Origin of the sequence: Streptomyces sp. NPDC059679 (genome assembly GCF_042734105.1) — a bacterium.
Taxonomy (GTDB): Bacteria; Actinomycetota; Actinomycetes; order Streptomycetales; family Streptomycetaceae; genus Streptomyces.
Genome location: NZ_JBHWES010000018.1, coordinates 90,740 through 113,357 on the forward strand (window position 1 = coordinate 90,740; position 22,618 = coordinate 113,357).

A 22,618-nucleotide genomic window follows, 5' to 3' on the forward strand; every position below is an offset into this window, starting at 1 on the left:
TCCTACCCTACGCCGCATGACACAGCCTCATATCGACCAACTGGCCTCGGGCCTGCTCACACAGATCGCGGCGTTCGCGGATGCCGTGGACGGCGCCGACTGGGAGACCCCGGTGCCGACCTGCCCGGAGTGGCCGCTCCGGGTCCTCGTCGGACACCTCGGGCAGGCACCGCGCTGGGCGGCGGGAATCGTACGTGGCGCCGGCGGTGCGCCCGACGGCGTCCCCGATCCTCATGAAGCGGTGCCCCCGCGGGACTGGCGGGCATGGCTGCTCACGGGGGCGTCGGAACTTGTCGAGGCGGTACGGGCGATCGGTCCCGGCACCCCGGTCTGGACGCTCACCGGGCCGGGACCTGCGTCGTTCTGGCTGCGGCAGGCGGCGCACGACACGTCGGTGCACGCCGTCGACGCGGCGCTGGCGGCCGGTGTGCCGTACGCCCTCGAACCCGACCTCTCGGCCGACGCGGTGACCCAGTACCTGGAGCTGCTGTCCTCGCCGTCCGCCGCGGCGTTGAAGCCCGCGGTGGCCGCGTTGCGGGGCGCGGGCTCGATCGGGCTGCGACCGTCCGAAGGGGCGATCGAGGGGTGGCTGATCACGCGCACGCCGACGGGGGTGTCGTGGCGGCGGGGTACGGGGCCGACGGACGTGACCGTGACGGGTGCGGTGGAGGACCTGCTGTTGGTGCTGATGCGACGTCTGCCGCCACAGCGCGTGGCAATCGACGGGGACGGGCGGCTGTTCGACCACTGGCTGGCCCATTCCGCGCTGTAGGCAGGCCGGTGTGTGTCTCCGGAACAGGGCCCGAGGGGTACTGCCGGACCCCCGGTAGAGCCGTACCCCTTGTACCACTCCGCCCGACCGTGGCCGGTGTTTCTCTGAATACGGAACACCACTCGATCCGCCTTCGAACCGAACGGCAGAAAGGCCACACCATGACCACCGCACAGGAACGCATCACCACTCCGTTCGGGCCGGAGACCACCGCGGCAAGGGTGGTGGAAGGCGTCGGCCTGACCGGCCGCCGGGCCGTCGTCACCGGGGCCTCCTCGGGGATCGGCATGGAGACCGCGCGCGCCCTGGCCGCCGCGGGCGCCGAGGTCACACTCGCCGTCCGCGACCTCGAAGCGGGCAGGAGGACCGCCGCGGACATCACCGCCACCACCGGCAACGACCGCGTTCTCGTATCGTCGCTCGACCTGGCCGACCAGACCTCGGTGACCGCCTTCGCGGCCGGGTGGCACGGCCCTCTGCACATTCTGGTGAACAACGCCGGTGTCATGGCCACTCCCGAGACACGTACCCCCGAGGGCTGGGAGCTGCAGATCGCCACCAACCACCTCGGCCACTTCGCACTGACCACTGGGCTGCACGGCGCGCTCAAGGCGGCGGGGGACGCCCGGGTGGTCGTGGTCAGCTCGGTCGGCCACATCAATGGCGACGTCCACTTCGAGGACATCAACTTCGAGCACCGTCCCTACGACCCGTGGGCCGCCTACAGCCAGTCCAAGACCGCGAACATTCTGTTCACGGTCGAGGCCGCCCGGCGCTGGTCCGGGGACGGCATCAGCGTCAACGCCCTGAACCCCGGCCGGATCGCCGACACCAACCTCGCCCGGCACATCGGCTCTCCCACCAACGCACCGGCGTCGTTCGAACCGGGACACAGCGACGGCGTGTCCGTGAAGAATACGGAACAGGGCGCCGCCACATCCGTACTGCTCGCGGCCTCCCCGCTGGTCGAGGGTGTCACCGGGCGGTACTTCGAGGACTGCGACGAAGCCGAGAGGCACCAGCCGGGCATCCGGCGCGGCGTGGCCGCCTACGCCCTCGACCCGGTGAGGGCGGCACGGCTGTGGCAGGTCTCCCTCGGCATGCTCGCCCACGCGATATGAGCCTCAGGCCAGGGAGGTCCAGCAGTACCCCTCAGAGCCGTCTCCACAAAGCGAGCCGACCGTACGGTGGGAAACGTGAATGCCTCTCCGTCCCGAACCGGCGACAACAACGAACTGCGGGAGTTCCTGCGCTCGCGACGGGCACGCGTCACGCCGGAGGAAGCAGGGCTGGCGCCCTCGGCCACCGTGCGCCGGGTGCCGGGTCTGAGGCGCGAGGAAGTCGCCCAGCTGGCCGGTGTCAGCGTCGACTACTACGTACGCTTGGAGCGCGGACGACAGCCCAATGTGTCCGAATCGGTCCTTGAGGCCATCGCCCGCGCGCTACGGCTGACCGCTGACGAACGCCAGTATCTCTTCGCCCTCGTCAAGCCGGTGCGCATCCGCCCCAGAGTGCTGGCGCCGCAACGGGTCCGCCCGGCGCTGTACCGCGTGCTGGAAAGCATGGCCGATACGCCGGCCCTGGTCATCGGCCGCCGGACGGACGTACTGGCCACCAACAGGCCGGCCCGCGCGCTCTACGTGGACTTCGACGCCATGCCGCGGCGCGAGCGGAACCTGGCCCGTTTCACCTTCCTCGACGCAAGGGCCCGCTCGCTCTACGCCGACTGGACCGCGGTGGCGCAGGCAGCCGTCGCCGCTCTGCGGGTGTACGCGGGCGACCACCCGCACGACCCACAGCTGGCCGAGCTGATCGGCGAGCTCTCCCTGCGGGACACGGACTTCCGGCACTGGTGGGCCGCACACGACGTGCGGCGCCGGACGTACGGCTCGAAACACTTCCGCCACCCGCTGGTGGGCGACCTCCACCTCGACTACGAGGCCCTGGCGGTCATCGGCGACCCGGAACAGGTCCTCGGCGTCTACACCGCGGAGCCCGGATCGCCATCCGCCGAGGCGCTCGGTCTGCTGGCCGGCTGGACCGCGGACACGGCCGCCCACCGTGACGGCGTGGCGACACGGCAGAACGGATAAGCCCCGTCGCCACCCCTCGGACAAGACCGTCCGGCGCGCCTTGGTGGACCGTTCGGTCATGTGGACCGGGCCTCGGGTCGCGAGCCCTGCCCCTCGCCCGAAAAATATCACTATGGGCACTCATGACCAGAAGATCGCCGTCATCACCGGCGCCTCGCACGGCATAGGCGCCGCCCTCGCCGACGCCTACCGCAAGCTCGGCTACGCCGTCGTCGCGACGTCCCGCACCATCGCCCCCTCCCCCGACGCGGCCCTCCTGACCGTCCCGGGCGATATCGCCGACCCCGCCACCGCCGAACGTGTCATCGCCGCCGCCATCGAGCGGTTCGGCCGCATCGACACCCTGGTCAACAACGCGGGCATCTTCGTATCCAAGCCCTTCACCGACTACACCCAGGACGACTACGCCGCCGTGACCGGTGTGAACCTCGCCGGTTTCTTCCGCATCACCCAACTGGCCATCGAGCAGATGCTCACCCAGGGCGGCGGGCACATCGTCAACATCACCACCAGCCTGGTCGACAACGCCGACGCCCGCGTCCCCTCCGTACTGGCCTCGCTGACCAAGGGCGGCCTGCAGTCCGCCACCAAGTCCCTCGCCATCGAATACGCCACCCGCGGCATCCGCACCAACGCCGTCTCACCCGGCACCGTGAGGACCCCCATGCACCCCGAGGAGACCATCGCGGACCTCGCCGCGCTGCACCCGGTCGGCCGGATAGGCGAGGTGAGCGACATCGTGGACGCGGTGATCTACCTGGAGAACGCCCCGTTCGTCACCGGCGAAATCCTCCACGTCGACGGCGGCGTCAGCGCGGGCCATTGAAATGGGTCGACAAGCCCGTGGACCCCGACCCCGACGGGGGCCCGCTGACCGTGGCCCGCATCCTGGACGACGACGCCGTGGGGGCAACGGTGGCATTGGTAGCGTCGGCGTGTGCCGTGCCGGCCGGTACGGTGCGCCGCCCGACCGAGAGATACGTGATGTCCCTGACGATTCGCAGGGCCGTGATCCCCGCCGCCGGACTCGGCTCCCGTCTGCTGCCCCTGACGAAGGCCACGCCGAAGGAGATGCTACCGGTCGGCGACAAGCCGGTCATCGAGCACACCGTGCGCGAACTGGTGGACTCCGGCATCACCGACATCACCATCGTCGTCTCCGGCGGCAAGAGCCTTATCCAGGACCACTTCCGCCCCAACCCCGCCCTCGTCGAACAACTCCGCGAAGACGGCAAGACGGCCTACGCGGACGCGGTGGAGGAAGTCGCGGAACTGGCCCGCCGGGGCCACATCACCTACCTCGACCAGTACGGCCCGTACGGCAACGGCACCCCGGTGCTGAACGCTGCCCGTGCCTTCGGCGACGAGCCGGTGCTGGTGCTGTGGCCCGACGACGTCTTCGTGGCCGAGGTCCCCCGCGCCCAGCAGTTGATCCGCGCGTATGAGCAGACCGGCTGCCCGGTGCTGGCCCTCATGCCGATGGACCCCAACGAGTCGCAGCGCTATGGCGTGCCCATCGTCAAGGAAGACCTCGGAGATGGCCAACTGCGCATCACCGGCCTGGTCGAAAAGCCCACGCCCGCTGCCGCCCCGTCCTCGTACGCGGCGATCGGCGGCTATGTCGTCACCCCCGGCATCATCGACGAACTGCGTGAGCAGACCCGCCGCTGGTACGAGCACAAGACCGGCGAGGTCTACCTGACCGACGCCATCAACGCCTACGCCTCCACCCGCGCGGTGTACGGGCAGGTCATCAAGGGCCGCTGGTACGACACCGGCAACCCGGCCGACTACCTGGTCGCCCAGATGGCGTCCGCCCTCGCCCACCCGGAGTACGGCCCCGTCCTACGCGGCCTGGTCGCCGGACTCGACGTCGGCCACGATGCCGCCCTCCGGTCGGAAACCAACACCTGACCTGCCGCTTTCTGTCCTGGGCCGCCCGCCCGCAGCGAGCGGCCCAAGGCAGGGCGCCCCTGGGGCCGGAGGAAACCCCCTACGCCGCGGTCGCGCTACAGCGGGCACGGATGAGCGCGATCACGGTGTCGGCGGTGTGGTCGAGGTAGCTGCGGCCATCGGGCAGCCACGCCTCCGGGCTGATGTAGCTGTGCGACCCGAGGTGGGTGGCCGGGTCCAGCCGGTGCACGGTGATCTTCCCGGCGCGGTCGGCCCGGTTCCATCCGCTGCGGCGGAACAGCCGCCAGCGCTGAGGGAAGATCCAGGTGCCGACCCGCTCAATCCAGTCACCCGCGCTGGTGAGCTGATGTACGTGCTCGGCATGAGTGAGGTCGTTGACGCCGTTGTGGAACCCGCCAAGCGTGATCAACAGGAGCGGGGAGCGTAGCCGGGTGTGCAATTCCTCGACCGCGCCGGTGGCGACCTGGGCGCCGCCGCTGTAGCTGAGCAGCACCACGGGGATACCGCTGTCGGGCCGGTAGCCGGCGAGCCGGAGCTGAGTGACGATCTGGGAACCGACGGCCCGGTTGTACAGGGGGCGGTACCGGTGGTCGGCGGCGACGAAGATCTGCATGACATTGTGCAGGAACAGCAGCAGCCCGATGTGGCGGCGCAGCCACACCCACACCGGCCGATCGGCAAGCGGGTCGGCCAGCGGCGAGTAGGGCTGCACCTGCCCCAGCACCCGCAGCTCCGGCGCTCCGGCGATCAGGGCCTTGACCAGCTGGCCGCCGTCCCGGGTGTCGCGGACGCGGCGTTTCCCGATGCCGTCCAGGTAGACGAGGTAGGCATCCGGGGGACCATCGGGGGCCGCACCCCGGGCGTAGGGCACGCCCTCCGGGAGCTCGGTGGTAGGGGACCGCCAGCCGGCGCTGTAGGCCAGCACCTCGTAGCGGGCCAGCAGAGCTTCGGCGAGCAGAACCGGCCCAAGCACACAGACCCAGACCAGGAAATCGCTCATGCGACCGGCTCCAGCGCCTCGGTCGCACTGAGCCTCACGACCATCCGGCGGACAACCTCCACCGCGATACCGAGCCCGGCCCCGGAGACGGCCACGCAACCGGCGGCGGCCCACCAGCCCAGCCCGGTCGCCGCGGCGAGCGGATCGGCCAGACCGGCACCGACCCCCACGAAGAGCAGCAGGTGGAGCAGGGGCCCGAGCAGCGGGAACGCAAGGACGGCAGCGAGCAGCAGCGGGGCGGCCAGGCCGGGTGTCCACGCCAACCCGCCGCCTTGCAGCGGAGGGGACAGCACCAGCTTGGCCAGGGTCCACGCGGTCAGCGGCCACAGCGCGAACACAGCGCTCTCGACGAGGCCACCGGGCAGCAGCAACCCGGCCACAAAAGTCCGTGACATGCCAGGCCGGCGCGCTACCAGAGGCAGGATGCGCCCGGCTGCCTCCGACAGCCCGGCGAACAGCAGCAGGACGATGACGACAGGTGACATCACTCAGCCTCGCTGTGCCGGATCGCCGGGAGCCGGCTGACTGACCGGGCCGTCCGCATGCAGGTACCTTTCGAGCTCGTCGGCGGCTCGCCGATATCCCCCCGCCTCGTGCTGGGCGGCCTGCACGGTGGTCGCGGCTGCCCGGAACCGGGGGTCGCCGAGCAGGCGCCGGGCGAGGGCACGTACGGAGTCCTCGGTGACGTCCTCCGTACGGATCGACAGGCCGGCGCCGAGCTCGGCGACGCGTCGGGCCACGATCGGCTGGTCAGCGCCCTGCGGGACCACGAGCAAAGGAACCCCGGCGTACAGGGCCTCGTTGGCGCTGTTCATCCCGCCGTGGGTGACGAAGATCGCCGCGCGGGCCAGTACCTCCAGTTGCGGCACAGAGCGGCGGGCGAGCACGTTGGCCGGCAACGGACCCAGCGCGGCGGGATCGGTCTGCCCGGTGGAGACGATCACAGTGCCGCCCAGCGGGGCGAGCGAGGTGGCGAAGGTGCGCAGCAGCCGCGGGTCGGCGTTGAACACCGTGCCCAGCGAGGCGTACAGCACCGGGTCCCGCAACTGATCGGCCGGGAAAGACGGGTCGACGAGGCGGGCGCCGATGCTCGGGCCGACGAACCGGTAGGACTCGTCGAAGTCCTCGACGGCAGGCTGGAACGCCCGCGAGGTGTAGACCAGATTGAGCGGCTGGCGGATGCTTCCCACGTCGACCGGCGGCAACCCACGCGTGTCGAAGCGGCGGCGCAGCTCCCAGCGCGACCGCAGGTAGCCCTGGACGCTGCGGGGCCGAGCCGTCGCCGCGGCCAGCAGGTCCCACGAGCTGCGGGTGGGGCTGGGCACATGCCGGTTGAACGCGAACGTAGTGTGCGACGCCACCGCCGGCACCTTGAGTTCGCGGGCAGCGACCGCGCCCCACAAACAGGCATTGTCGTGGACGATCAGGTCGGGCCGGACGCGGCGCAGGTCGGTGAGCACAGCGGGCAGCAAGCGGACGGCGGTGTGCGCAAGCCCCTCTATGAGCGTGAGCGGCGTCGGCCGTTCGGGGAGCGGCTGCTCGCCCCCGGGGTAGAGGCACACCGTCGCGCCGGTGGCCTCGATCTCCTCACGGAACGCGGGCGAGGTGTAGTACGTGACGGTATGGCCACGCCGGACAAGCTCGGCCACGACCGGCAGCGTCGGGTTGACGCGCCCGTGCATGGCGATGTTGAGGAACGCGATGGTACTCACAGGCCGGCCCCCAAGACGGCGTGCCGGCTCGTGCCAATGCACCGACCTGCGGCGATAAGTAACCCTCATGATCAACCTCTCTCACCACGGCACCGGACCCGCGGGTTCCCGTGGTTAGACCGAGGGACCGCCCGATCTGTGACACGCCGAGGCTCGTCTCAGGGTCTCCGCACCTTCACGCGCGCGGCGTCGCGACACTGACAGAGGCCAGCGACTGAGCAGCACTATTACGGAGGAGCCCCAAGCCATGTCCGAGAACGTGGACGCGCCCGTCATCCTGAGCAACGAGCCCGGGAGCTTCGCCCGGAGCGTGCTGGCCGAGCGTCATCCGGCGCTCATCGAGCGGGTGCGCGCGGCCTTCCCGTACGGCCCCGGGCAGCACCGGGCGCTCGATGCCCTGCTCACGGAGTGCGCCGAGGGCGTGATCACCCCCCTCGGCCCTGCCGCGTCGGACCACGACCAGTGGACGGAATGGGGCGGGGGCTACTTCGGCCGCTCCTGGTTCGATGTGCCGTTCCTGTGGGCGGAGAGCTACTTCTACCGGAAACTCCTCGAAGCGGTGGGATACTTCGTGACGGGCCCATGGCAAGGCATCGATCCATTCCGGCCCTTCAAGCAGGCGGAGTTGCACACCGAAGAGGCAGAAGCCGAACTGACGGCGCTGGACCGCCTCGCGCTGCGGCCCGTCGATGAGCAGGCCCAGGCGCTCCTGTACGGGTCTCTGTGGGGCAACCGCGCGGACCTCGGCTTCAGCATGACCCCCGGCAGCCACACAACAACCGGCGCCGAAAGCCCACTCATCGCGGACGACTCAGCCGAACTGTGGTCGCTGCTGCCCGCCGGAGGTCCGAACGCGGTCTGCCTCGTCGCGGACAACGCGGGCCGCGAACTCGTCCCCGACCTGCTCCTCATCGACCACCTGCTGCGGCACCAGCACGCCGAACACATCACCCTCCACGTCAAGCCGTACCCGTACTACGTCTCCGACGCCACAACCGCCGACGTCATCGACTGCCTGCGCCACCTGAAGCAGGCCGACGGCGTCGCCGGCGTGGTCGGCAAGCGGCTGTGGGAGTCGATCGGGCGCGGTCGGCTCACCCTTCGAACCCACGACTTCTTCTGCGCACCGCTGCCGTATGCGGATATGCCCGAAGACCTGCGCCAGGAATTCGCAGACGCCACCGTCACCATCATGAAGGGCGACCTGAACTACCGCCGCCTCGTGGGCGATCGGCTCTGGCCCGCGACCACGTCATTCGCGGAGCGCACCGCGTACTTCCCCAGCCCCGTGGCGGCCCTGCGCACGCTGAAGTCCGACGTGATCGTCGGACTCGACGAGCGAACAGAAGCATCGCTCACCGCCGCGCACGACCAGCGGTGGCGCACCAGCGGCACCCATGCGCTCATCCAGGTGCGGCGATGACGGTGGCGACACCCCACCCGATGGGGCAGATGCGCAGAAGTTGCCCACCGTCCACGACGAACGTATGGCCGCACACAAAGTCGCTGAGCACCAGATGAACGATGGCTTCCGCCACTTCATCGACACTGCCCAGGCGGCCGACCGGAGTGGTCTATAGGCCAGCACCGCCGCGCATGGGGCGGGAGATTTCGCCGGCGTTGTTGATGAGGATGTCGACCGGTCCGATCTCCCGTTCAATCTCGGCACCCGTCTCCCTCACCTCCCCCGGTTCGGCGGCATCGCATTCGATCGCGTGCGCCATCCGGCCGAGCGCCTTGATCTCTTCCACGACCTCCGCCGCCGCGGCGGCATTCTGGAAGTAGGTGATGACGATATCGGCACCTTCCAAGCGGTCGAAATACTGCGTACGACAGCACACGAGGCTTGCGTAGCTGAAGATGAATTTGTTCAACTCGCCGAGCACAGTGGAGGGGGCAAGCTCCCCAGCCAGGAGACGGGATCATAGCCGACCACCTGTTTGCCCAGGAAGCGAGTCAGCCACTCCGCCGAGCCGAAATCCTGATCGGCGAGATGCGTGCCGACCGCCCTGAGATCGATCCTTATCGGCAGAGCATTGTCGCGGTGCTCCGTGGACCAGTTTCGGAGCGATGCCCCTGCGTCGAGAGGCGTGCCGCGCGCGGCCGGGTTGTCCAAGAAGACCGCACCCGGCACAGCAGAAGGCTCCCGCCAAAGCCATAACCAGCCGACGGGAAGAAGCACGAAGAAGAGGGCTGTGACAGAAAAATCACAACCCTCTCAAGCACGCACAAAACAGTGTCCGAGGGGGGACTTGAACCCCCACGCCCGATAAAGGGCACTAGCACCTCAAGCTAGCGCGTCTGCCATTCCGCCACCCGGACAGGGTCTGCTCCGCGGTTCCCCGCGGCGACAGGGACAACGATACCAAGGTTTTGGAGTGCGTTTCACCTGCGTAAGGGCCAGGCCCCGGGCCGCGCCGACCTGCGGTGACGCGGCCGGGGCCTGGCTAAGGGTCACGGTGGGTGGTCAGGCGGTGCCCGGCGGCCTCAGGCGGGCATCAGGTGGTAGTCGGGGAAGTTGCCGGGGGCGCGGTCGGGGCCGGGGCCTTCGGTGACGGCGTGGACAAGGAGGTCGCCGCCGACGAAGGCGCCGCGCCAGGAGGCGCCGAAGCCGCCGAAGAGCTCGTCGCGGTCGCCGCGGGAGCGGGCTTTGCCGTGGCCGGTTTTGAAGGCGCGGATCTGGGGGGCGAGGCGCTGGTAGGTGGCGGGGTCGTCGCAGGAGAGGGTGGCGACGAGGGCGCCGTTGCTGGCGTTCATGGCTGCCAGCAGTTCGGCCTCGGTGTCGACCAGGACGAGGGTGTCGACGGGGCCGAAGGGTTCGGCGTGGTGGAGGGGGGAGGACGGGGGCGGGTTGAGGAGGGTGACCGGGGCCAGGTAGGCGGAGCGGTCCTGGTCGGGGAGGAAGTGGCCGCCGGCGAGGTCGCCGCGGTGGAGGGGGATGGCGCCGCGGTCGATGGCCTCGGCTACCTGGTCGCCCAGTTCCTTGGCCTTGGCGGCGTTGATCAGGGGGCCGAAGTCGAGGTCGGGGAGGGGGTCGGCCGGGTGCTCGACGGCGAGGGGGTGGCCGAGGCGGATGGCGCGTACGGCGGGGAGGTAGACGGCGAGGAAGGCGTCGAAGGAGGAGCGCTGGACGACGAAGCGGGGGTAGGCGGTGCAGCGCTGCTTGGCGTAGTCGAAGGTCTTGCGGATCTGAGGGCCGAGCTCGTCCCAGCCGGTGAAGTTCCAGATGCCCCAGGCGTTGAGGCCCTCCTGTTCGAGGATGTGGCGTTTGCCGAGGTCGGCGACGGCGGTGGCGACGCGGGCGCCGGTGTCGCGGCCGCCGACGAAGGAGACGCAGCCGATCTCGGGCGAGCGGACCAGGGCCTCGGAGAGTTCGCCGCCGCTGCCGCTGACCAGGGTGAGCGGGACGCCCTCACGGGCGGCGAGGGCGGCGGCGAGGGTGAGGCAGGCGAGGCCGCCGTCAGTGGGGGTCTTGGCGATCACGGCGTTGCCCGCGAGGGCCTGGACCAGCATGGCGTGGCCGAGGACGCTCATCGGGTAGTTCCAGCTGGCGATGTTGGAGACCGGGCCGGGCAGCGGGGAGCGGCGCTCCAGCATGCGGTCGATCTCGTCGGCGTACCAGCGGACGCCGTCGATGGCCCGGTCGACGTCGGCCTGGGCGAGCCGCCAGGGCTTGCCGATCTCCCAGACCAGGAGGAGGGAGAGCAGTTCGCGGTGGGCGGCGAGGGCGTCGAGGGTGGCGACGACGCGGGCGCGGCGCTCGGGGAGGGCGATATGGCGCCAGGCGCGGTGCTGGTCGAGGGAGGCGCGTACGGCCTGGCGGGCGGTGGCCGCGTCCAGGCGGGGCGGGCCGGCGATGGGGGTGCCGTCGACCGGGGTGACGGCGGGGAGGGGGTGGCCGTCGGCGTGCCAGCGGCCGTCCCACAGGTTGAGGACACGGTCGTCCCGGAACGCCTCGGGCGCGGCGGCCAGGCTGCGCTGCCAGGCGTCGGCCCAGGTGGTGCCGGGTTTATGGGTGAGGGTGGCTGCCATCCTCATCACCTTCCCTGGCCGGCCCGGCGCACATCACCGGCGTCCGCCAGAAGGGCGAACACCAGCTCGGCCGTCTCCGTCGGCGTGGCCCCGACCCGTACGCCGGCCGCCTCCAGCGCCTCCTTCTTGGCCCGGGCGGTGCCCGAGGAGCCGGAGACGATGGCCCCGGCGTGGCCCATGGTCTTGCCCTCGGGGGCCGTGAAGCCCGCTATGTAGCCGACCACCGGCTTGGTCACCCGCTCGGCGATGAAGCGCGCCGCCCGCTCCTCCGCGTCGCCGCCTATCTCGCCGATCATCACGATCACGTCGGTGTCGGGGTCGGCCTCGAACGCGGCCAGGGCGTCGATATGGGTGGTGCCGATCACCGGGTCGCCGCCGATGCCCACGCACGACGAGAAGCCGATGTCCCGCAGCTCGTACATCAGCTGGTACGTCAGCGTGCCCGACTTCGACACCAGGCCGATCCGGCCCGGTTTGGTGATGTCGGAGGGGATGATGCCCGCGTTGGACTGGCCCGGGGAGATCAGACCCGGGCAGTTCGGGCCGATGATCCGGGTGGCGCGGGCCCGGGCGTAGGCATGGAAGGCGACCGCGTCGTGCACCGGGATGCCCTCGGTGATGACGACGGCGAGCGGGATCCCGGCGTCGGCCGCCTCGATGACCGCGGCCTTGGCGAACGGCGGCGGCACGAAGACGACCGTTACATCGGCGCCGGTGGCGCCCACCGCCGCGGATACGGAGCCGAAGACCGGCACCGTACGGCCGTCGACGTCGACCCGGACCCCGGCCTTGCGCGGGTTGACCCCGCCGACGATGTCGGTGCCGGCCGCGAGCATCCGGCGGGTGTGCTTCATGCCCTCCGCGCCGGTCATGCCCTGGACGATGACCTTGCTGTCCTTGGTGAGGAAGATTGCCATGAGCGTAAGCCCCCTTAGGCCGCGACTGCCGCGAGTTCGGCGGCCCGCGCCGCGGCGCCGTCCATGGTGTCCACCTGGTGTACGAGCGGATGGGCGCGCTCGGCGAGGATCGCCCGGCCGCGCGCCGCGCTGTTGCCGTCGAGCCGGACGACCAGCGGTTTGCTGAGGCTGACGGTGTCCAGGGCGCGGACGATGCCCTCGGCCACCGCGTCGCAGGCGGTGATCCCGCCGAAGACGTTGACGAGGACGGACCGTACGTCGGGGTCGCCGAGGACGACGGAGAGGCCGTCCGCCATCACCTCGGCCGAGGCGCCGCCGCCGATGTCGAGGAAGTCGGCGGGGCGGGCGCCGCAGCCCGCGACCACGTCGAGGGTGGACATGACCAGCCCCGCGCCGTTGCCGATGACGCCGACCTGGCCGTCCAGCTTGACGTAGTTCAGGCCCTTGGCCGCCGCCTTCGCCTCCAGGCCGACACCCCCGGTGTCCTCGTACGCGTACGCCCGGCGGAAGCTCGCGTTGTCGTCCAGCGTCACCTTGCCGTCCAGCGCCACGATCGCCCCGCCGCGCGTCACCACGAGCGGGTTGACCTCGACCAGCAGCGCGTCCTGCTCGGTCAGCACGGTCCACAGCCGGCGCAGGGTCCCCGCCACCTCGGCCGGCAGCCCGCCCCCCGCCGCGATCTCGGCGGCCTTCGCCTCGGTCACGCCCTCCGCCGGGTCCACCTCGATGCGGGCCACCGCCTCGGGGCGGCGGGCCGCCACCTCCTCGATCTCCATGCCGCCCTCGGCGGAGGCGATCGCCAGGAAGCGGCCGCGGGCCCGGTCCAGGGCGTAGCCGACGTAGAACTCGCGCTCCACGTCCACCGGTTCGGCGACCATCACCCGGTGGACGGTGTGCCCCTTGATGTCCATGCCGAGGATCTGACGGGCGGTCAATTCCGCCGCCGCCGGGTCCGCGGCGAGCTTCACCCCGCCCGCCTTGCCCCGTCCCCCGGTCTTCACCTGCGCCTTGACGACGACTCGGCCGCCCAGCCGCCCGGCCGCCGCGCGGGCCGCGGGCGCCGAGTCCACGACCTCCGCCCGTGGCACCAACACGCCGTAGCGCTCGAAGAGTTCCCGTGCCTGATGTTCGAACAGGTCCATGCCCGCTCCTTCGGTCCCAGTCACAGCGCTTGGTCAAACCCTTGCCGCACGCCCCCTGGACATCGATCAGTCGATGCGGGATAACAATGTTCATACCGCATAACGTCGACTGTATGCAATCTGCAAGACCTGATCGCGAGACCGCACCCCCACCCCCTACGAAGGGACGCGCATCGCCATGCCCGACGACAGCCAGGAACTCATCTCCGGCGGGCACTTGGTCGCCAAGGCGCTCAAAGCCGAGGGCGTCGAGGTCATCTACACGCTCTGCGGCGGCCACATCATCGACATCTACGACGGCTGCGTCGACGAGGGCATCGACGTCATCGACGTACGCCATGAACAGGTGGCCGCCCACGCCGCCGACGGCTACGCCCGCATCACCGGCAAGCCCGGCTGTGCCGTCGTCACGGCCGGCCCCGGCACCACCGACGCGGTCACCGGCGTCGCCAACGCCTTCCGCGCCGAGTCCCCCATGCTGCTCATCGGCGGACAAGGCGCCCACACCCAGCACAAGATGGGGTCCCTCCAGGACCTCCCGCACGTCGACATGATGGCGCCGATCACCAAGTTCGCCGCCACCGTCCCGGACACCGCCCGCGCCGCCGACATGGTGTCCATGGCCTTCCGGGAGTGCTACCACGGCGCCCCGGGCCCGTCCTTCCTGGAGATCCCGCGCGATGTCCTGGACGCCAAGGTCCCGGCCGCGAAGGCCCGTATCCCCGAGGCCGGGAAGTACCGGGCCTCCACCCGCAGCGCCGGCGACCCCGAGGCCGTCGAAAAGCTGGCCGACCTGCTGGTGCGGGCCGAGAAGCCGGCGATCCTGCTGGGCAGCCAGGTGTGGACCTGCCGGGGCACCGACGCGGCCATCGAGCTGGTGCGGACGCTGAATGTGCCCGCGTACATGAACGGAGCGGGGCGCGGCACCCTGCCGCCCGGCGACCCGCACCACTTCCAGCTCTCCCGCCGCTACGCCTTCTCCAACGCCGATCTGATCGTGATCGTCGGCACCCCGTTCGACTTCCGGATGGGCTACGGCAAGCGGCTCTCCCCCGACGCGACGGTCGTCCAGATCGACCTCGACTACCGCACCGTCGGCAAGAACCGCGACATCGACCTCGGCATCGTCGGCGACGCGGGCCTGGTCCTGTCCGCCGTCACCCAGGCCGCCTCGGGCCGGATCAACGGGGGCGCGGACCGGCGCAAGGAGTGGCTGGACGAGCTGCGCGCCGCCGAGCAGACCGCGATCGAGAAGCGGCTGCCGCAGCTGCGCTCGGACGCCTCCCCCATCCATCCGTACCGCCTGGTCAGCGAGATCAACGACTTCCTCACCGAGGACTCGATCTACATCGGCGACGGCGGCGACATCGTCACCTTCTCCGGCCAGGTGGTGCAGCCCAAGTCGCCCGGCCACTGGATGGACCCGGGCCCGCTGGGCACCCTCGGCGTCGGCGTGCCGTTCGTGATGGCCGCCAAGCAGGCCCGCCCCGACAAGGAGGTCGTGACCCTCTTCGGGGACGGCGCGTTCTCCCTCACCGGCTGGGACTTCGAGACGCTGGTCCGCTTCAACCTGCCCTTCGTCGGCATCGTCGGCAACAACTCCTCGATGAACCAGATCCGTTACGGCCAGAAGGCCAAGTACGGCGAGGAGCGCCAGCGGGTCGGCAACACCCTCGGCGATGTGCCGTACGACCAGTTCGCGCGGATGCTCGGCGGCTACGGCGAGGAGGTCCGCGACCCGGCGGACATCGCCCCGGCCCTGCGGCGCGCCCGCGAGTCCGGCAAACCGTCGCTGATCAACGTCTGGGTCGACCCGGACGCGTACGCCCCCGGAACGATGAACCAGACGATGTACAAGTAAAGGGGCCATGAGATGACCAAGGCTCTTGAGGGCGTACGCGTCCTCGACATGACGCACGTACAGTCCGGTCCCTCCGCCACCCAGCTGCTGGCCTGGCTCGGCGCGGACGTCATCAAGCTGGAGTCCGTCACCGGCGACATCACGCGCAAGCAGCTGCGCGACCTCCCGGACGTCGACTCCCTCTACTTCACGATGCTCAACTGCAACAAGCGGAGCATCACCCTCAACACCAAGACCGAGCGCGGCAAGGAGATCCTCACCGAGCTCATCCGGCGCAGCGATGTCATGGTGGAGAACTTCGGCCCGGGCGCCGTGGACCGCATGGGCTTCAGCTGGGAGCGCATCCAGGAGATCAACCCGCGGATCGTCTACGCCTCGATCAAAGGCTTCGGCGACGGCCCGTACACCAAGTTCAAGGCGTACGAGGTGGTCGCGCAGGCCATGGGCGGGTCGATGTCCACGACCGGGTTCGACGACGGGCCGCCGCTGGCGACGGGCGCGCAGATCGGCGACTCGGGCACCGGGGTGCACTGTGTGGCGGGCATCCTGGCCGCGCTCTACCAGCGCACCCGCACCGGGCGCGGCCAGCGCGTCAATGTGGCCATGCAGCACGCGGTGCTGAATCTGTGCCGGGTCAAGCTGCGCGATCAGCAGCGGCTGGCGCACGGCCCGCTCGCGGAGTACCCGAACGAGAGCTTCGGGGACGAGGTGCCGCGCTCGGGCAACGCGAGCGGCGGCGGACAGCCGGGCTGGGCGGTCAAATGCGCGCCCGGCGGGCCCAACGACTATGTGTACGTCATCGTGCAGCCCGTCGGCTGGCAGCCGATCACGGAGCTGATCGGGCGGCCGGAGCTGGCCGAGGACCCGGAGTGGGCGACCCCCGAGGCGCGGCTGCCCAAGCTGGCCAAGATGTTCCAGCTGATCGAGGAGTGGTCGAGCACCCTGCCCAAGTGGGAGGTGCTGGAGGCGCTGAACGCCCACAACATCCCCTGCGGGCCGATCCTGTCCACCAAGGAGATCGTCGAGGACGCGTCGCTCGCGGCCAACGAGATGGTGGTGCGGGTCGATCACCCCGAGCGCGGCACCTTCACCACCGTCGGTTCGCCGCTGAAGCTCTCCGACTCCCCGGTCGAGGTCGAGCGCTCGCCACTGCTGGGCGAGCACAACGAAGAGGTGTACGTCGGGGAGCTGGGCCTCGGCGACGAGGAAGTACGGCTGCTCAAAGCGAACGGAGTGATCTGACGGTGGCAGACCAGACCAGCTACGACACGGCGGTCGTACGGGCCGTGCTCGACGCCGCGCGCGCCGAGGGGCGTTCGGCGCTGACGGCCCCCGAGGGCAAGCTGATCACCGACGCGTACGGGATTCCGACCCCGGCCGAGGGGCTGGCGGAGTGCGCGGACGACGCGGTGGCGCTCGCCGACCGGATCGGCTTCCCGGTCGCCCTCAAGATCGTCTCCCCGGACATCCTGCACAAGACCGACGCGGGCGGGGTCAAGGTGGGGCTGACGTCGGCGGCCGAGGTGCGCGGCGCGTTCACCACGATCGTGACCAACGCCCGCACGTACGACCCGAAGGCGCGGATCCAGGGCGTGCAGGTGCAGCAGATGGTGCCGGCGGGCGGCCAGGAGGTCATCGTCGGCGCGGTCACCGACCCGACCTTCGGAAAGGTCGTCGCGTTCGGCCTCGGCGGGGTGCTGGTGGAGGTGTTGAAGGACATCACCTTCCGGCTGGCCCCGGCGAGCGGGGACGACGCGCTGTCGATGCTGGACTCCATCCGGGCCGCCGAGGTGCTGCGCGGCGTACGCGGCGGGGCGGCGGTGGACCGGGAGGCGCTGGCCGACCTGGTGGTCCGGGTCTCCAGGCTGGCCGCCGACTTCCCCGAGATCGCCGAGGTGGACCTCAACCCGGTGTTCGCCTCCGCGAGCGGGGTGCTGGCCGCCGACGTACGGATCCTGCTCAGCGACACACCGCCCGCCGAGCGGCGCCGCTACTCGCGCGAGGAGATCCTGGCCGCGATGCGGCGGCTGATGCAGCCGCGCTCGGTCACCGTGATCGGCGCCTCCAACGAGCAGGGCAAGATCGGCAACTCGGTGATGCGCAATCTCATCGACGGCGGTTTCCCCGGCGAGATCCATCCGGTGAACCCCAAGTCCGACGACATCCTGGGCCGCAAGGCGTACAAGTCGGTGACGGATGTGCCGGGCGAGGTGGACGTGGCGGTCTTCGCGATCCCCGCCAAGTTCGTCCCCGCGGCGCTGGAGGAGGTCGGCCGCAAGGGCATCCCCAACGCCGTCCTCATCCCCTCCGGCTTCGCCGAGACCGGTGAACACGAGCTGCAGGAGCGGATCGTGGCGATCGCCGAGGAGCACGGGGTCCGGCTGCTTGGGCCGAACATCTACGGCTACTACTCCACCTGGCAGGACCTGTGCGCCACCTTCTGCACCCCGTACGACGTCAAGGGGCCGGTGGCGCTCACCTCGCAGTCCGGTGGCATCGGGATGGCCATCCTCGGCTTCGCCCGCACCACCCGTACCGGTGTGTCGGCGATCGTCGGCCTCGGCAACAAGTCGGACGTGGACGAGGACGACCTGCTCACCTACTTCGGCGAGGACCCCAACACCCAGTGCATCGCCATGCATCTGGAAGACCTCAAGGACGGCCGCGCCTTCGTCGAGGCCGCGCGCGCCACCGTGCCGAAGAAGCCGGTCGTGGTGCTCAAGGCGGGCCGTACGGCGGCGGGCGCCAAGGCCGCGGGCTCCCACACCGGGGCGCTGGCCGGGGACGACGCGGTCTACGACGACATCCTGCGGCAGGCCGGGGTGATCCGCGCCCCGGGCCTGAACGAGATGCTGGAGTACGCGCGGGCGCTGCCCGTGCTGCCCACGCCACAAGGTGACAACGTCGTCATCATCACCGGGGCCGGGGGCTCGGGGGTGCTGCTGTCCGACGCCATCGTCGACAACGGGCTGTCCCTGATGGAGATCCCGCCGGACCTCGACGCGGCCTTCCGCCGCTTCATCCCGCCCTTCGGCGCGGCCGGCAACCCGGTCGACATCACCGGGGGCGAGCCGCCGGCCACCTACGAGGCCACCATCCGGCTGGGCCTGGAGGACCCGCGCATCCACGCGCTCGTCCTCGGCTACTGGCACACCATCGTCACCCCGCCCATGGTGTTCGCCGAGCTCACGGCGCGGGTCGTCGAGGAGTTCCGGGCGCGCGGGATCCACAAGCCCGTGGTGGCCTCCCTCGCGGGCGACACCGAGGTCGAGGAGGCCAGCCAGTACCTCTTCGAGCACGGCGTGGTGGCCTACCCCTACACCACCGAGAAGCCGGTGGCCGTCCTGGGCGCGAAATACCGCTGGGCCCGGTCGGCGGGGTTGCTCACGTAAAAGCGCACCGTTCTCCGAGCACGAAGAGTTTGGACAGGGGGCGCTGGCCAGTTCCTTCGAAGCCAAGGGGACGTCATGAGCACAGAGCAACACCGGGATGGGACCGTGCCATTCCGCGAAGTGCAAGACGGCAAGGGGCGCATCTACCGCATCGGTGAGACGGACCGCGACATTCTCGGACACAGCCGGAAGTTGATGGTCTATCTGCCGTGGATCGCGATGATGGCCATCAGCGTGTCCGAGTACGCATACGGATCGGCCGAGGACACGCTCTCCGAAGCACACGGCTGGAGCCAGAGCAACACCTTCTGGATCCTGAGCGTGTGGGTGTTCTTCCAGGCCGGGATCGCCTTCCCGGCCGGCTGGATGCGGGAGAGGGGGATACTGACCGCCCGCAGGGCGATGTTCACCGGGTCGGCGCTGTGTCTGATCGGCTTCCTCGCCCTCTCCCACCTCGACAACGTTGCCGCCGCGATCTTCGGCTTCGGCGTCGTCGGGGGGCTCGGCTCCGGGCTCGTCTACGCCACCTGCATCAATATGGTGGGCAAGTGGTTCCCGGAGCGGCGCGGCGCGAAGACCGGGTTCGTCAACGGCGGCTTCGCATACGGCGCACTGCCGTTCATCTTCATCTTCAACTACTGGTTCGACACCGGAAACTACAACGAGGTGCTCGACCTCATCGGTGTCTATGTGCTGATCGTGGTGGCGGTCTGCGCCTGGTTCTTCAAGGACCCGCCCAAGAACTGGTGGCCCGCGCATATCGACCCGATCCGCTTCAGCGGCAACGCCAAGAGCGCGGCGAGCCTGGCCAAGAACCCGCCCGCGGTGCGGCAGTACACGCCCAAGGAGGCCATCAGGACGGGCATGCTGCCACTGATGTGGCTGTCGCTGGTGATGACGGCCGGGGTGTCCATCTTCGGCATCTCCTTCCAGGTCGACTACGCCAAGGAGGTGGGCTTCGGCCCGCTGGTCGCGGCCTCGTCGATGGGCGTCATGTCCGTCATCAACGGCGTGGGGCGCGGGGTCGTGGGCTGGCTGTCGGACATCTGGGGGCGCAAGAACACCCTGGTGTTCGTGATCGTGGTCCTGGGGCTCGCGCAGTTCGGGGTGATCTGGGCCGGAAACCTGCACAACGAGGCGCTGTTCCTCGTCTTCGCCTTCCTCTCCGGCTTCGGCGGTGGCGCCTTCTACCCGATGTTCGCCGCCCTGACCCCGGACTACTTCGGCGAGAACTACAACGCCACCAACTACGGCCTGGTGTACAGCGGAAAGCTGGTCAGCGGGCTGTTCGGCGGCGGCCTCGGCTCCATGGTGGTCGACGACTGGGGGTACGACGGGGCGTACGCGCTGGCCGGCGGCATCTCCATGGTGGCGGCCGCGGTCGCCCTGCTGCTGCGCCCGCCGGGCCGGCCACGGGTCCGGGACATCGCGCCCAACCCACAGCCGATCAGCCGGGAGGCGGTCTGACGGCGACGTGAGACAGGCCGTCGTACGGCGGCGCGAGCCTCGTACGGTGGCGGATTCGGGACGGCGGCACGCCTGCACCATGGGCGTGCCGCCGTCCCGCGTTTCCCCGGGGCAACTGGGACCACGAGGGATCAACCGCGGGCTACTGGGCGCTCGCGGTGGGGCGCACCACGATCCGTTCACATCGACCTCGGCGGGCCGGCTGACGGCGAAGGCGATGGCATCCGCGACCGCCGACGCGGGGATGGCCACCGCGCGATATGCCTTCATCGCCTCGCGGGCCTCCGGGTCGGAGATCGAATCGGCGAGTGCGGCCCAAGGACCACGCCGGAGCGCTGCGACCGCATACCGGACCATCCCACCAAGACGTACGGGATGGCTCTTAGCCTGGACGCATGGCTGACAACTGACAACCACCTGGGAGACTTTCTGCGTACGCGGCGCGCCGCCCTGCGGCCGGAGGACATCGGCATGCCGAGCCACGGGTTGCGCAGGGTCGCCGGGCTGCGCCGTGAGGAGGTCGCGGTCCTGGCCGGGATGAACGTCGACTACTACACGCGGCTGGAACAGGGCCGTGAGCGCCATCCCTCGCCCCAGGTGGTCGACGCCCTCGGCCGCGCCCTGCGCCTCGATCCGGACTCCCGGGCCCATCTGCACCGAGTGGCCGGGGTGGCGCCGGGCACACGGCCCGCCGCCACCGTGTCCCCGGCGCTGCGCCAGCTGATGGACGGCTACCCGAACACCCCGGCGTTCGTGATCAACCGCACGATGGACATCCTCGCTGCCAACGCCCTGACCGACGCCCTGTACGCCCCGTTCGCAGCGGCGGACAATCTGGTCCGCATGGCCTTCCTGGACCCCGTGGCGCGTGGCTTCTACCCGGACTGGGACTGGACGGCCCAGGCCACCGTGGCCAATCTGCGCGAGGCGACCGGCTTTGACGCGGACGACCCGCGGCTGCGCGAGCTCGTCGCCACCCTCACCGAGCACAGCGCGGAGTTCACCCGCCTCTGGAACACGCACAGCGTGCGCGGCAAGACTCGGGAGCCCAAGCGTTTCCTGCACCCCGACGTCGGCCCGCTCACCCTCACCTACCAGGCCTTCGACGTACGTGACGCCCCCGGCCAGCAGCTCATCATCTACCACGCCGAACCGGGCAGCCCCAGCGCCGAGGCCCTGGGCCTCCTCGGCTCCGTCCACGCCACCCGGCGCCGGGCGGATTCCCCGCGCCAGCGTGATCGCCAGGCCTGATCGCTAGGGTTGCGGAGCATGACACTGACAGCAGTAGCCCTGGTCATTATGGTCATCGCGGTGTTGGGGTCGGCCGTCGAGCGCAAGATCGACAAGCTGAACCGCAGGACCGCGCAGTTGACCCGCAAGGTCGATCTGATACTTGAGCACCTGGGCCTCGAGGAACCCCAGCCGGAGCTGGCGCCGGTGCGGGCCCTCCTCGTGGAGGGGAAGAAGATGCACGCCATCAAGGCCTACCGGGAGATCACCGGGGCGGATCTGAAGGAGGCCAAGGAGGCGGTCGAACGCATGGGGTGACGCGCCTCCGCGACCCGTCAACCGTCAGCTCGTCAGCCGCGCTCGCGCTCGTGGTACGTACGCCGGGTGTGCTCGGTGTGGGCGCGCATGACGTCCGTGGCGCGGCGCTCGTCCTGGGCGGAGATGGCCGCGATCAGCTCGCGGTGTTCGATCCAGGACTGCTTGCCGCGCTGGCGGGCAACCGGGGTGTAGTACCAGCGGACCCGGCGGTCCACCTGGGCGGCCAGCTCGGCCAGGACCGCGTTTCCCGCGAGCTCCATCACCTTGGCGTGGAACTCCGCGTTCGCCGCGACCGCGCCGTCCACGTCGTCGGCGAGCACCGCACGCTCGCCCTTGACGCACAGCTCCTCCAGCGCCTCGACCCCGGACGGCCCGGCGTGCGCGGCGGCCAGACGGGCGGCCTCGGCCTCCAGGAGGGTGCGGACCGTGAGGAGTTGGTCGGCCTCCTCCTCGGTGGGCTCGTGGACGAACGCGCCCTGGGCGGGGCGCAGATCCACCCATCCCTCCGTGTTCAGCCGCTGCAGCGCCTCGCGCACCGGCTGGCGGGAGACTCCGAGGTGGCCGGCGAGCTCGCTCTCGACCAGGTGCTGGCCGGGGCGCAGGGCGCGGGTGGTGATCAGCTCGAGCAGCGCCTCGTAGACGCGCTCGCGGAGCGGCCCCGGTCGCTCCAGCTTCGGCACCGCGCCCTGCGGAAGTCCTCTGGACAGCATCGGACCCCTTTCGGATTCGTCGTCTCGGGCTCTGCGGCCTTGGTGACTCTGTGGCTCT

At 70.3% G+C, this 22,618-nt stretch carries 21 protein-coding genes, 1 tRNA gene and 1 pseudogene; 12 read left to right on the forward strand and 11 right to left on the reverse strand.

Features of this window, described 5'->3' with window-relative positions; translation table 11 throughout:
• The first annotated feature begins 16 nt into the window (after nucleotides 1–16).
• The 5 genes from ACFV2X_RS20860 (at nucleotide 17) to ACFV2X_RS20880 (ending at nucleotide 4,779) form a co-directional block, all read left to right on the forward strand.
• Nucleotides 17–772 (forward strand): maleylpyruvate isomerase family mycothiol-dependent enzyme, encoded by a 756-nt coding sequence (locus tag ACFV2X_RS20860; RefSeq protein ID WP_385618364.1) that lies wholly within the window; start codon nucleotides 17–19, stop codon nucleotides 770–772.
• 161 nt (nucleotides 773–933) lie between these two features.
• Nucleotides 934–1,893 carry an SDR family NAD(P)-dependent oxidoreductase gene (locus ACFV2X_RS20865; RefSeq protein WP_385618366.1) on the forward strand — a complete coding sequence of 320 codons (960 nt, stop codon included), beginning with the start codon at nucleotides 934–936 and terminating at the stop codon, nucleotides 1,891–1,893.
• Between the two features lie 75 nt (nucleotides 1,894–1,968).
• On the forward strand, nucleotides 1,969–2,865 hold the full coding sequence (locus tag ACFV2X_RS20870) for a helix-turn-helix domain-containing protein (protein WP_385618369.1): 897 nt from the start codon (nucleotides 1,969–1,971) through the stop codon (nucleotides 2,863–2,865).
• 112 nt (nucleotides 2,866–2,977) lie between these two features.
• The gene (locus tag ACFV2X_RS20875; RefSeq protein WP_385618373.1) at nucleotides 2,978–3,691 is read left to right on the forward strand and encodes an SDR family NAD(P)-dependent oxidoreductase; all 714 of its coding nucleotides are present in this window, start codon (nucleotides 2,978–2,980) and stop codon (nucleotides 3,689–3,691) included.
• 158 nt (nucleotides 3,692–3,849) lie between these two features.
• A complete protein-coding gene (locus tag ACFV2X_RS20880) occupies nucleotides 3,850–4,779 on the forward strand; it encodes a UTP--glucose-1-phosphate uridylyltransferase (RefSeq protein WP_385618541.1) in 930 nt (309 codons plus the stop codon).
• Nucleotides 4,780–4,858: 79 nt separating this feature from the next.
• Here ACFV2X_RS20880 and ACFV2X_RS20885 read toward each other — a convergent pair whose 3' ends face one another.
• Genes ACFV2X_RS20885 through ACFV2X_RS20895 form a run of 3 tightly spaced genes read right to left on the reverse strand, consistent with a single transcriptional unit; the run spans nucleotide 4,859 to nucleotide 7,491 of the window.
• On the reverse strand, nucleotides 4,859–5,779 hold the full coding sequence (locus ACFV2X_RS20885) for a hypothetical protein (RefSeq protein WP_385618375.1): 921 nt from the start codon (nucleotides 5,777–5,779) through the stop codon (nucleotides 4,859–4,861).
• Nucleotides 5,776–6,264, reverse strand: a complete 489-nt coding sequence (locus ACFV2X_RS20890; RefSeq protein WP_385618377.1) for a hypothetical protein — start codon at nucleotides 6,262–6,264, stop codon at nucleotides 5,776–5,778. Before ACFV2X_RS20890 ends, ACFV2X_RS20885 begins: the two co-directional genes overlap by 4 nt.
• Before the next feature lie 3 nt (nucleotides 6,265–6,267).
• A complete protein-coding gene (locus ACFV2X_RS20895) occupies nucleotides 6,268–7,491 on the reverse strand; it encodes a macrolide family glycosyltransferase (protein WP_385618379.1) in 1,224 nt (407 codons plus the stop codon).
• Nucleotides 7,492–7,738: 247 nt separating this feature from the next.
• Between ACFV2X_RS20895 and ACFV2X_RS20900 the strand changes: the two genes are divergently transcribed.
• A complete protein-coding gene (locus tag ACFV2X_RS20900) occupies nucleotides 7,739–8,914 on the forward strand; it encodes a damage-control phosphatase ARMT1 family protein (protein WP_385618381.1) in 1,176 nt (391 codons plus the stop codon).
• Nucleotides 8,915–9,065: 151 nt separating this feature from the next.
• Here ACFV2X_RS20900 and ACFV2X_RS20905 read toward each other — a convergent pair whose 3' ends face one another.
• The 6 genes from ACFV2X_RS20905 to sucC form a co-directional block, all read right to left on the reverse strand.
• Nucleotides 9,066–9,365, reverse strand: coding sequence for an SDR family NAD(P)-dependent oxidoreductase (locus ACFV2X_RS20905; protein WP_385618383.1), 300 nt, complete (start codon nucleotides 9,363–9,365; stop codon nucleotides 9,066–9,068).
• Entirely contained in the window at nucleotides 9,362–9,607 is a 246-nt protein-coding gene (locus tag ACFV2X_RS20910) for a hypothetical protein (RefSeq protein ID WP_385618385.1), read from the reverse strand. The genes ACFV2X_RS20905 and ACFV2X_RS20910 overlap by 4 nt, the downstream gene beginning before the upstream one ends.
• Before the next feature lie 121 nt (nucleotides 9,608–9,728).
• Nucleotides 9,729–9,813: transfer RNA gene (locus tag ACFV2X_RS20915), tRNA-Leu, on the reverse strand.
• A 165-nt stretch (nucleotides 9,814–9,978) separates the two neighbouring features.
• Nucleotides 9,979–11,523: an aldehyde dehydrogenase family protein gene (locus tag ACFV2X_RS20920; RefSeq protein WP_385618387.1), complete on the reverse strand. Its 1,545-nt coding sequence runs from the start codon at nucleotides 11,521–11,523 to the stop codon at nucleotides 9,979–9,981.
• Between the two features lie 5 nt (nucleotides 11,524–11,528).
• On the reverse strand, nucleotides 11,529–12,440 hold the full coding sequence (sucD, locus tag ACFV2X_RS20925; protein ID WP_385618389.1) for a succinate--CoA ligase subunit alpha: 912 nt from the start codon (nucleotides 12,438–12,440) through the stop codon (nucleotides 11,529–11,531).
• A 14-nt stretch (nucleotides 12,441–12,454) separates the two neighbouring features.
• A complete protein-coding gene (gene sucC / locus ACFV2X_RS20930; protein ID WP_385618391.1) occupies nucleotides 12,455–13,582 on the reverse strand; it encodes an ADP-forming succinate--CoA ligase subunit beta in 1,128 nt (375 codons plus the stop codon).
• A 178-nt stretch (nucleotides 13,583–13,760) separates the two neighbouring features.
• Between sucC and ACFV2X_RS20935 the strand changes: the two genes are divergently transcribed.
• The 4 genes from ACFV2X_RS20935 to ACFV2X_RS20950 all read left to right on the forward strand — a co-directional run bounded on the left by ACFV2X_RS20935 (nucleotide 13,761) and on the right by ACFV2X_RS20950 (nucleotide 20,302).
• Entirely contained in the window at nucleotides 13,761–15,443 is a 1,683-nt protein-coding gene (locus ACFV2X_RS20935) for a thiamine pyrophosphate-binding protein (RefSeq protein WP_385618394.1), read from the forward strand.
• Nucleotides 15,444–15,455: 12 nt separating this feature from the next.
• Nucleotides 15,456–16,685, forward strand: coding sequence for a formyl-CoA transferase (gene frc / locus ACFV2X_RS20940; RefSeq protein WP_385618397.1), 1,230 nt, complete (start codon nucleotides 15,456–15,458; stop codon nucleotides 16,683–16,685).
• 2 nt (nucleotides 16,686–16,687) lie between these two features.
• Nucleotides 16,688–18,835 carry an acetate--CoA ligase family protein gene (locus ACFV2X_RS20945; protein ID WP_385618400.1) on the forward strand — a complete coding sequence of 716 codons (2,148 nt, stop codon included), beginning with the start codon at nucleotides 16,688–16,690 and terminating at the stop codon, nucleotides 18,833–18,835.
• A 75-nt stretch (nucleotides 18,836–18,910) separates the two neighbouring features.
• A complete protein-coding gene (locus tag ACFV2X_RS20950; RefSeq protein WP_385618402.1) occupies nucleotides 18,911–20,302 on the forward strand; it encodes an OFA family MFS transporter in 1,392 nt (463 codons plus the stop codon).
• A gap of 142 nt (nucleotides 20,303–20,444) precedes the next feature.
• Here the strand turns inward: ACFV2X_RS20950 and ACFV2X_RS20955 are convergent.
• Nucleotides 20,445–20,614: pseudogene (locus tag ACFV2X_RS20955) on the reverse strand (oxidoreductase); the annotation flags it as partial.
• Nucleotides 20,615–20,677: 63 nt separating this feature from the next.
• Here ACFV2X_RS20955 and ACFV2X_RS20960 point away from each other — a divergent pair.
• The gene (locus tag ACFV2X_RS20960) at nucleotides 20,678–21,553 is read left to right on the forward strand and encodes a helix-turn-helix transcriptional regulator (protein ID WP_385618404.1); all 876 of its coding nucleotides are present in this window, start codon (nucleotides 20,678–20,680) and stop codon (nucleotides 21,551–21,553) included.
• A gap of 18 nt (nucleotides 21,554–21,571) precedes the next feature.
• On the forward strand, nucleotides 21,572–21,850 hold the full coding sequence (locus ACFV2X_RS20965) for a ribosomal protein L7/L12 (protein WP_385618406.1): 279 nt from the start codon (nucleotides 21,572–21,574) through the stop codon (nucleotides 21,848–21,850).
• A 32-nt stretch (nucleotides 21,851–21,882) separates the two neighbouring features.
• Here ACFV2X_RS20965 and ACFV2X_RS20970 read toward each other — a convergent pair whose 3' ends face one another.
• The gene (locus ACFV2X_RS20970; RefSeq protein ID WP_385618409.1) at nucleotides 21,883–22,560 is read right to left on the reverse strand and encodes a GntR family transcriptional regulator; all 678 of its coding nucleotides are present in this window, start codon (nucleotides 22,558–22,560) and stop codon (nucleotides 21,883–21,885) included.
• Between the last annotated feature and the right edge of the window lie 58 nt (nucleotides 22,561–22,618).